Consider the following 9,632-nt stretch of genomic DNA (forward strand, 5'->3'; position numbering starts at 1 on the left):
CCATCGATCGCCATGGTGAGGAGCCCGAAGTGATACGCTGCCGCACCCGGCGTGACGAGCTCGACGCCATTGTCGAGATGGCCAGGGCATTCGTGAACTCCCAACACAACACCTTGGGAATCATTTGCAAGACCCAGAAGCAGGCAAGCCAGGTCCATGAGGCGCTTGTCGGTGGCAAGTTCGAGCGGCTACAACTGCTCAGCGAGCAGAGCGTTGCTTTCGGCCAGGGGATCATCGTCTGTACGGCCCACATGGCCAAGGGCCTGGAGTTTGACCAAGTGATCGTGCCTGGGGCGACGGCCAACCAGTATGCTAACGAGATGGAGCGCAACCTTCTTTATATTGCCTGCACTCGGGCCATGCACCGGCTTGCCTTGACCCATACGGGGGAGATCACCCCTTTCCTGGAAGCTGCCTGAGCCGGAGTACAAGTCATCCATCGCTGGTAGGGAATAAGGCGCCGCTGGTCATTAACCCCAACAGGTTCGTTGATCCATGTCCTATGCAATGCTGCTTCGATGGGGTAGAAACAGAGAGGACGGATAACGAAACGAACGCCAGCTCGGGATACGACAAGATGACAGATCAGGTAATGGCCGCCATCGACGGCTCGCAGTTCTCGGAAGGAGTGTGTGACTACGCCGCCTGGGCCAGCCTTGCACTCGAGGCGCCGCTGACCTTCCTGCACGTGGTGGACAATCACCCCCAGATCGCCGAGGTTGATCTGTCCGGCAACATCGGACTGGGGTCTCGGGAGCACCTGCTCGAAGAGCTGTCGGAGTTGGACGAGCGGCGCGCCAAGGTGGCCCAGGAGCAGGGGCGGCTGATGCTCAATGCGGCCAAGGAGCGGGCCATCGAGGCAGGCGTGGCAGAGCCCATGACGCGCCAGCGCAACGGCACCCTGGTCGAGACCCTGGTCGAACTGGAAAATGATATCCGCCTGCTGGTGGTGGGCAAGCGCGGTGAGACCGCGCACCAGGCCAGTGAGCACCTGGGCTCCAACCTGGAGCGGGTGGTTCGCACGCTGCATCGTCCCATCCTGATGGTGCCGGACGGCTTCAAAAAGCCCGAACAGGTGATGATCGCTTTCGACGGCAGCAAGACCACCCGCAAGGGGGTGGAGATGATCGCCAAGAGCCCGCTGTTCCAGGGAATCCCCTGCCATGTGGTGATCGTCGGCGCCGAGACCGGTGACAATCGCTCCCAGCTCGACTGGGCACTGAAGACGCTGCGTGATGCCGGTCACCAGGCCGAGGGGGCGATTCGTGCCGGCGAAGTGGAAGAGACCCTGCGCACCTATCAACAGGAGCATGCCATCGACATGCTGGTGATGGGTGCCTACGGCCACTCTCGCATTCGCCATCTGCTGGTGGGGAGTACCACTACCGCCATGCTGCGCCGGGCCAGTATGCCGGTGCTGCTTCTGCGCTGAACGGCCAGTCAAGCGATCCATGCGACAACGCCGGCCCAGGGCCGGCGTTGTCGTTGTGGGGACAGGGACTCAGTCGGCCCTTGTGGCCTGGCTGGCCAAGACATCCTGGGCCAGCCACCACCCGACGACCAGAAACACCAGCATACCGGCGAGGATCATCGTGAAATCAGCACCCAGGTCCAGGGCGACCCCCAGCACTGCCGGTGCCAGGCCCGTGGAGAAGACCATGCAGGCGCTCAGGGTGGCTCTTACCGTGCCAGGTGCTCGACACCCCAGATACGTACCAGCAGGCTGGTGGCGATCGGTTCCTGCGAGCCGATGGCAAGCCTCCGCCGACCATCAATGCCCACACCCCGAGGTGCCCACCGAATGCGATTGCAATGACCAGAGCCACGGCGAAGGGCAACAGATAGAGCCTGGCCAGGCGAACCGGCCCCAGCCTGTCGACCCAGCGGCCGCCGAGCAGGGCGCCCGGGAGCTTGGCCAGCCCCATGCCTGCGAGTGCCAGTGCATAGACGGCGAGACTGCTGCCCAGTTCATGCGTCATGACCGCCTGGTAGATGAACAGGCCGGTCATGGTGATCGGCAGTGTCATCAGAAGCGGCAGAAGTTTCCAGAAGGTAGGGTCGCGAAAGGGGCGGGGCCCGCGGCGAGGCTCGCCTTCCATTGGGCGCTGGCCTGGCGCCAATGGCCAGGGTGCGCGCAGCAGCAGGGGTACCCAGAGCCCGGCCAGTACCAGCGCGAAGAGCCACCATAATTCGCGCCAGCCCAGGAAGACCAGCAACGCGGCCATCAGCGGTGGCAGCAGGGTTTCCCCGAGCATGATTCCCATCCCCGCCAGTCCAAGGGCACGACCCCGCATGGTCACGAATTCTCGCCCGGCCAAGGTGTTGCCGAGGTGAGTCATCATGCCCTGGCCGCACAGGCGGACCAGGCCGAGTCCCAGCACGCCCAGCACCCACCAGGGCGACAGGGTCAGCAGCAACACGCCGCTGGCCAGGGCGATGAGGACTATCATGGCGAAGCGCCGCGGTGAGACCCAGTCAATACTGGGGCCCAGTCGCAACATGGCGAAGCCGGCGACCAGGGTCACTAAAGCATAAGCGGTACCGAACTGGCCTGCTGTAAGCTCCAATTGCTGGCTGATCGGTACCTGGAACAGGCCGATGAAGAAGCTCTGTCCCAGGCTTGAGGTGAACATCGCCAGGAACGATATGCTCAGCAGGCCGCGATGATCCCGCAACAGGGTTCGGTAGCCCATGACGCTCTCCGTTAGTGCTGGCATGATGAGGTCAGCAGATCAAGCCCGCCGCGTTGACGGCGGGGCGCCGTATGATAGCAGTTTGCCGTGCCCGCTTTTTCCATCAATGCGGTGCGGCGTGCAGGGAGGAGGCAAGCATGAACCATCCTGAACTCGATATGTCGGCTGTCATCGAGCGGCTAGAAACATTGCGAGTGGAATTGACCGAGGAGAGCCAGTCGAGTAGCGGTGCTCGCGACACCGTGATGCTCGATCAGACAGCGGTCGGGCGGCTATCGCGCATGGACGCCCTGCAAGGCCAGGCCATGGCCAAGGCCGAGGAGGAGCGGCGCCAGTTGGCACTGCGGCGCATCACCGGGGCATTGGCTCGAATCGAGAAAGGTGGATATGGCGAATGCATCGAATGCGGGGAGTGGATCAGCAAGAAACGCCTGGAGTGGGATCCTTTAGTTCTGAAATGCATCGACTGTGCCGACTGATGCGGTAATATTTACGCTCGACCATCGTGACGGCGGTTGTTTGCGCTGTCCCAGCTCACTGGAGTTATCATGACCATCGTTCGCCATGACACCAAGGCTCGCATGAGCCGCGCCGTGATCCACAACGGCATCGCCTATCTCTGCGGTCAGGTCGCCGGCCCCGAGGCGCGCCAGGGTGATATCACCGCCCAGACCGAAAGCATGCTCGCCCGGGTCGATGCGCTCCTCAAGGAGATCGGCTCCGACCGGGAGCACCTGCTGACGGCCACCATCTATCTCAAGGATGGCCACGATTTCGCCGCCATGAATGCGGTGTGGGATGCCTGGGTACCCACCGGCCATGCCCCGGCCCGCACCTGCGTCTGCGCGCCGATGCCCGCCGACGAGCTGAAGGTGGAGATCACGGTCAGCGCTTTGGTCATTGGCGAGTATAGCTACTGAGGAAGCGTCTGAGATGGTAACCAGCTTTCCTTTATGGCTAATCTGGGGAGAGAGTGAATGACCAGTCGGCGTTGGTGGCTGCAAAGGCTCAGCGTCCAGCCCTCATGCTGCCACTGCCAGGCTTGGACATCACCGTCGGGCAGTAACCGCGAAAGACGCGTCTCCAGCACATGGCCGGGAGTTGAGCCGCAGAGACTATCAAGTTTGAACAAAGCCTCATGGAGTGTCCAGGCTCGATAGAAGGAGTCCAAGGGATCGGCTGATTCCAGTATGGCGCGGCGTACAATGGCCTCTGGCAGGAACTCTATCAGTTCCTCGATCCGATCCCTGTGTCTGGAACGAGTATGCTCGATATCGATGCCGACTGGCACCGTGGCCAGCCCCGCCACGACTCGACCGTCACGATGGCTTAGGGACGCGCTCCAAGGCATGGGGAGTGAGGGGTGCCGCGGAGCCCCCTGTCCTCTGGGAGACCAGTCAGCCACAGGGCAGTCGAAACCGTGACATGCGGCCAGCCGAGAGAGCAGCTCTCTCCCCAGCCGTGATGAATAAGCCCCGCTGCTGTCAGCGGGAGCTTGTGCCAAGAGCATGTCGAGGCGAGCCATCATGCCCAACGCCGGAAAATCAACGAGGTGTTGATCCCCCCGAAGGCGAAGTTGTTGCTCATCACGTATTCACAATCGATGTGGCGCCCTTTTCCGCGCAGATAGTCGAGATCCGCGCAAGCCTCATCGGGCCGGTCGAGGTTGGCGGTGGCATGAAACCATCCCTCGCGCATCATTTCGATGGCGACCCAGGCTTCCAGCGCACCGCAGGCCCCCAGCGTGTGGCCGGTGAAGCTCTTGAAGGCGCTGATGGGAAGTCTTGAGCCGAATACCGCATGAGTGGCATGACTTTCGGCGATATCGCCACGCTCGGTGGCGGTGCCGTGTGCACTGACGTAGCCGATCTGTTCCGGCTGTAGCCCGGCGTCATCGAGTGCCTGACGAATGGCCCGCTCCATCATGTCGGCGTCGGGCTGAGTGACATGGCGGCCGTCGCTGTTGGTACCGAAGCCGGCCAGCTCGGCGTAGATCGTGGCACCGCGAGCCTCGGCGTGTTCGAGTTCCTCGAGAATCAGTGTACCGGCGCCTTCGCCGATCACAAGCCCGTCGCGCTCGGCATCGAAGGGGCGTGGAGAGGTGTGCGGAGCGTCGTTGCGCGTGCTGGTGGCGAATAGCGTATCGAAGACGGCGGCTTCGGAGGCTGACAGCTCTTCGCAACCGCCGGCGATCATCGCCGTCTGGCGACCGAAGCGAATCGCTTCATAGGCATAGCCGATGCCTTGGCTACCCGAGGTGCAAGCGCTCGAGGTGGTATGGATGCGCCCACGGATGCCGAAGAAGACCCCGATATTGACCGGCGCGGTATGGGCCATCATGCGGATATAGGAGTTGGCGTTCAGGCCATCGGTCGACTTGTTGATCAGCATGTTGCCGAAGTCGGCTACCGCCTCGGGCTCCCCCGCCGAGGCGCCATAGGCGATGCCCAGGTCGCCGCTGGACAGCAGCGACGAGCCGAGCAGCCCTGCATTCTCGAGCGCCAACTCGCTGGCTCGGGTGGCCATCTGCGCGCCCCGGCCCATGCTGCGCAGTGCGCGGCGATGGTAGTGCGCGGGTAGTGCGAAGTCGCTGACGGGAGCCCCGAGCCGCGTGTTGAGGCCTTCATAGCAGGACCAGTCATCCATGTGCTGGATACCGCTTTGCAGGCGCTCGAGGCGTGTTCGTATGCTTGGCCAGTCATTGCCGATCGGTGAGAAGCCGGCCATGCCGGTCACCACTACCCTGCGACCGAGCCCATCCTGGCGTAGCGTGCCGCTTGGCATCAGCACATCCCTCCATTCACGGTAATGACCTGACGGGTGATGTAGCCGGCATCCTGCGAGCACAGAAAACCCACCGTGGCAGCGACTTCCTCGCTGCTACCGGTACGGCGCATGGGGATCAGCTTGAGTGCTTCCTCGGTGACCAGCTCGTCGGACATGTCGGTATCGATCAACCCGGGGGCGACGCAGTTGACGGTGATGCGTCGCTTGGCCAGTTCCACTGCCAGGGCTTTCATTGCACCTATCAGCCCCGCCTTGGAAGCGCTGTAGTTGACCTGACCTCGGTTGCCCATCAGCCCCGACACCGAGGACATCACCACGATGCGGCCCGGAGCGCGGCGGCGGATCATCGGCATGACCAAGGGTTTGACGACATTGTAGAAGCCATCGAGATTGGTGTGGATCACGCTATCCCAGTCCTCGTCGGTTAGGGCAGGGAAGGCAGCATCGGCAGTAATGCCGGCATTGCAGATCACACCGTAATAGGCCCCATGCGCCTCGATGTCGGTTTCAATGGCATGGCGTGCCGCTGCGCGGTCGGTGATATCGAAGCACAATACGCGGGCACTGCGACCCAGGTCGCGAATCTCGCCGGCGACTTCTTCGGCGGCTTCCTTGCGATGGCGGCAGTGCAGCACGATATCGAAGCCGTCACGGGCCAGGCGCAGGGCAATGGCGCGACCGATGCCGCGGCTCGAGCCGGTAACCAGAATGCTGTCGCTCATGGATGCTCCTCTCGTTGCATGGCTTTCAGCGCTTCCAGTGATTCGGGCTGGAAGACGTTGAGCGTGGCGGTGGCGAGTGACTCCCCATGGCTGCCTCGCAGCTCGCCGCGAAAGGCGCCGAGGCCGTTGTCGGCGCGAAAGTCGAGGGCGACCTCGACGCGTATCGGCTGATCGAACGCGAACCAGGGCGATTCGCAGCAGTAGCGACGCGTGCCGAGCAGGAAGCCGATGCGCGGCTCGTCGCCCTGGCTCACGGCCTGCACCCCGGCCCAGGCGGCGATGGCCTGGGCGAGCCACTCGAGCCCCACCCAGCCGGGTATGCCCTCGCTACCGGCAAACAGGTCGTCGCGGCGGGGAGTGACTTCGGCATGCAGGTGTTCATCCCCCACCTCGAGCAGGGTGTCGAGCAGGCACATGCCGTGGCGATGAGGCACGAAAGGCGCGATATCGCAGGCAGATCGAGGCTCTGGGATGTCGGGGAATCAGTCATTGAAACGTTCCAACAGCAAGGCGATATTATTGCCCCCGAAGGCGAAGGCATTGCTCAGAGTGCGGGTCGCATCACATGGCGTGGCCGTGGCATAGCTCAGCGGCGGCAGTTCCGGGTCGAGCTGGCCATCGTGAACCTGTGGCGGTAGTCGACCGGCGTCGAGGGTCAGCCAGCAGAAGGCCGCTTCCAGTGCCCCGCAGGCGCCCAGGGTGTGGCCGGTGAGGGCCTTGGTCGAGCTGCACGGCAGACTGTCGCCGAAGACCTGGGAGACGGCCAGCGCCTCCATGCTGTCGTTCTGGCGGGTCGCGGTGCCGTGCAGGTTGAGATAGTCGATGGCCGAGGGGGGGAGTCGTGCCATGCCAGGGCGGCCTGCATGGCGGCCACGGCGCCCTGGCCGTCTGGTCGCGGGGCGGAGATATGATGGGCGTCGCTGGTTTCGCCGTAGCCGCTGAGCTGGATGCCGCCGGGTTCGGCGGTGACCAGGAACAGCGCGGCGGCTTCGCCCAGGTTGATGCCGTCGCGGTTGATCGAGAATGGCTGACAGGGAACACCGCTCAGGGCGGCGAGCGAAGCGAAGCGTTGACGGTCAGGCCGCAGAGGCTGTCTGCCCCGCCGGCAATGACCGCATCACAGACCCCGGCTGCCAGCAGTCGCTTGGCACTGGCCAAGGCCCGGGCGCTCGAGGTACAGGCGGTGGACAGTGTATAGGCCGGCCCGTCGAGGTTCAGGTGGTCGGCGACGAAGCGCGCCGGTGAACCGATCTCGTGGCGCTGGTAGTGAAAGGATTCGGGCCAGCTTCCACTATGCTGGCGGGCTGCCAGCGCGGTTTCGGTTTCACCGATGCCCGAGGTGCTGGTGCCGAGGATCAAGCCGATGCGTGCCCGGGGCCGGCGTTGGCGAAAGGCGTCGAGTGCCGGTGCCAGTCGCTCCAGCGCGGCGGCCAGCAACTGGTTGTTGCGCGAGCGATGGGCCGCCGGCCAATGGCGAGTGTCGGGTAGCGGCGTGGTCACGCGGCCCAGCGGTAGCGGTCGACCCGGGGTGTAGGCATCGTCCCGCACCAGGGCGCGCTGACCGCGAAACAGGGCCGCGGCGATGGTCGCCAGGTCGTCACCCAGCGGGCAGATCAGCGCCGGTGGCGATAGGCGGCAGGGCTGTTCCTGCAGGGGCGTCAGTCGGTTGGGCATGCGGCGTCGGTCCGGTCGGTGTCAGCGCCGAGGGTGGCGATCTGCAGGCGATAGCCGCCCTCGATGTCGTCGATGATACGGCATTCGGGGCTGCCCGTGATGCGTGCCATGGGGCGGCCACGGTATTCGACGAGGCGTCCCTCGACATCTTCCCGAAGCGTCCAGCCGCTATCACCGAATGCCTGCTCCAGCGCAGCAGACGGCCACAGGCTCCAGGCCAGGCGGTTGGCGAGCCACTCTGCCGTGAAGGGCGGCTCGAAGGCGGCGCCTGGCCGGAAGCGAGTTCCCTCGGCGTCCTGTACCAGGGTCAGCAGTCGCTGGCCCTGAGGGCTAAGCAGGGCGAGCTGCAGCTTGTGGTCATCGTGACGCAGCACGCCGAGCAGTTGGTGGCGCCCCTCACGATGGGTGAAGGTCAGGCGCCGGGTGTGCGCTCGGCCGTGGGCAGTGCCGACAGCTCGGGTAGCGGTGCCGGGGCGGGCCGCGCGGCGCAACCGCTCAGCAGCGCCAGGCAAGCACTCAGGAAGGCATGGGTAAAAAAGCGGTTGATGGTCATACCTCGCATCATACGGGGTTGATATCAGGGTCGGGCTCGCCGGCACAGGCGTCGGCCAGGCTATCGAGCCGGCGGCGGCTGGCGGCCACGAAGGGGTTGGTGGTGTCCCAGGCATAGCCGGCGAGCACCGAACTGATCATCGAACGGATACGCGGTGTCTGCCGTTGATTGAAGATGATGCGCGGCAGGCGACCGTCGTACCAGGCATCGACGAACTCGCGAAAGGTGGCGACACCGAGACGCAAGGGCCGCTCGAACCGGGCCTCCCAATCGATAGTTTCGCCGGCGAGCTGGCGCTCGACCAGAGGGGCGGCACGCAGCGCCGAGTCCAGTGCGATGGTCACTCCCGAAGAGAACACCGGGTCGAGAAACTCGCCGGCATTGCCCAGCAGCGCGAAGCCGGGGCCGTGCAAGCGGTCGACATCGGCGGAGTAGCCCTCCAGGCGGCCGGTCTCGCGCACGGTCTCGGCCCTGGCCAGCAGTTCGGCCAGCCGCGGTTCGGCGTGGATGAAGTGCCACAGGCGCTCGGCATCGTTGGCACCGGCGGCGTCGAGGGCCACCCGGTCGCCGACCACGCCGACCGAGGCTCGCCCGTTGCGGAAGGGGATCAGCCAGTACCACACGCCAGCGCAGTCGGGATGAATCCCGATCAGTATCTTGTCGCGATCATGGCGAGGGCAGTCGATACGGTCCTCGACATGGGTGAACAGGGCGCAGCGCGACTCGAGGGTGGAGGGCCGGGCGAGCCCGGTAAGCCTGGCCAGGACACGGCCGTAGCCGCTGGCGTCGAGCACGAAGCGCGCCTCGAGGGTGCTGCGTCCGCCGTGTGCATTGCGGATCGTCAGGCGCGGTCGTTCGGCATCGGGAGCGAAGGCTTCGACGGTAGTGCCGAAGGTTACCTCGGCACCGGCGAGTCTGGCACCTTCGATCAGGCGCTGGTCGAAATCGGCGCGCCCGACCTGCCAGGTGGTACCGGGGCCGGGGCTGAACTTGTCGCGGAAGTCGATGGCGGTCTCCTGACCGCGCCAGGTGAAGGCGGCGCCGTTCTTGACCTGGAAATCGCCGGCTCGGGCGGCCTCGAGCAGGCCGCAGACCTCGAGATGCACCATGCACTGGGGCAGCAGGCTCTCGCCGATGGAAAAGCGCGGAAAATGGCTGCGCTCGATGACCCTGACGGCCAGGCCACGGCGCGCGAGCCAGGCG

13 protein-coding genes are annotated in these 9,632 nt (G+C 64.7%); 4 read left to right on the forward strand and 9 right to left on the reverse strand.

The genetic code is table 11. From position 1 onward, the window contains the following. Together Q427_RS28120 and Q427_RS28125 are read left to right on the forward strand one after the other, a co-directional pair. The coding region (locus tag Q427_RS28120; RefSeq protein ID WP_043518911.1) for a 3'-5' exonuclease at positions 1-419 on the forward strand (419 nt) is incomplete at its 5' end. Positions 420-577: 158 nt separating this feature from the next. Next, positions 578-1,432 carry a universal stress protein gene (locus Q427_RS28125; protein ID WP_043518912.1) on the forward strand — a complete coding sequence of 285 codons (855 nt, stop codon included), beginning with the start codon at positions 578-580 and terminating at the stop codon, positions 1,430-1,432. Between the two features lie 166 nt (positions 1,433-1,598). Here Q427_RS28125 and Q427_RS28130 read toward each other — a convergent pair whose 3' ends face one another. Further along, a complete protein-coding gene (locus Q427_RS28130; RefSeq protein ID WP_231613972.1) occupies positions 1,599-2,693 on the reverse strand; it encodes an MFS transporter in 1,095 nt (364 codons plus the stop codon). Between the two features lie 137 nt (positions 2,694-2,830). Between Q427_RS28130 and Q427_RS28135 the strand changes: the two genes are divergently transcribed. Next, on the forward strand, positions 2,831-3,172 hold the full coding sequence (locus Q427_RS28135) for a TraR/DksA family transcriptional regulator (RefSeq protein ID WP_043518913.1): 342 nt from the start codon (positions 2,831-2,833) through the stop codon (positions 3,170-3,172). Between the two features lie 69 nt (positions 3,173-3,241). Beyond that, complete coding sequence (locus tag Q427_RS28140; protein ID WP_043518914.1) at positions 3,242-3,613, forward strand: RidA family protein; 372 nt, start codon at positions 3,242-3,244, stop codon at positions 3,611-3,613. Here the strand turns inward: Q427_RS28140 and Q427_RS28145 are convergent. The 8 genes from Q427_RS28145 to Q427_RS28175 form a co-directional block, all read right to left on the reverse strand. Further along, positions 3,607-4,221: a 4'-phosphopantetheinyl transferase family protein gene (locus Q427_RS28145; RefSeq protein WP_081786257.1), complete on the reverse strand. Its 615-nt coding sequence runs from the start codon at positions 4,219-4,221 to the stop codon at positions 3,607-3,609. The genes Q427_RS28140 and Q427_RS28145 overlap by 7 nt on opposite strands. After that, positions 4,218-5,477, reverse strand: a complete 1,260-nt coding sequence (locus Q427_RS28150; protein WP_043518919.1) for a beta-ketoacyl-ACP synthase — start codon at positions 5,475-5,477, stop codon at positions 4,218-4,220. Before Q427_RS28150 ends, Q427_RS28145 begins: the two co-directional genes overlap by 4 nt. After that, complete coding sequence (gene fabG / locus Q427_RS28155) at positions 5,477-6,202, reverse strand: 3-oxoacyl-ACP reductase FabG (protein WP_043518915.1); 726 nt, start codon at positions 6,200-6,202, stop codon at positions 5,477-5,479. The genes Q427_RS28150 and fabG overlap by 1 nt, the downstream gene beginning before the upstream one ends. Then, complete coding sequence (locus Q427_RS28160) at positions 6,199-6,636, reverse strand: ApeP family dehydratase (protein ID WP_231613974.1); 438 nt, start codon at positions 6,634-6,636, stop codon at positions 6,199-6,201. Before Q427_RS28160 ends, fabG begins: the two co-directional genes overlap by 4 nt. Positions 6,637-6,684: 48 nt before the next feature. Further along, positions 6,685-7,050, reverse strand: coding sequence for a hypothetical protein (locus Q427_RS34995; RefSeq protein ID WP_231613975.1), 366 nt, complete (start codon positions 7,048-7,050; stop codon positions 6,685-6,687). Between the two features lie 196 nt (positions 7,051-7,246). Further along, positions 7,247-7,876, reverse strand: coding sequence for a beta-ketoacyl synthase N-terminal-like domain-containing protein (locus Q427_RS35000; RefSeq protein ID WP_231613976.1), 630 nt, complete (start codon positions 7,874-7,876; stop codon positions 7,247-7,249). After that, entirely contained in the window at positions 7,861-8,388 is a 528-nt protein-coding gene (locus Q427_RS28170; RefSeq protein WP_231613977.1) for a DUF3261 domain-containing protein, read from the reverse strand. The genes Q427_RS35000 and Q427_RS28170 overlap by 16 nt, the downstream gene beginning before the upstream one ends. Before the next feature lie 49 nt (positions 8,389-8,437). Further along, positions 8,438-9,632: NAD(P)/FAD-dependent oxidoreductase (locus tag Q427_RS28175; protein ID WP_043518917.1), on the reverse strand; the 1,195-nt coding region annotated here is incomplete at its 5' end.

Source organism: Halomonas sp. BC04, assembly GCF_000568385.1.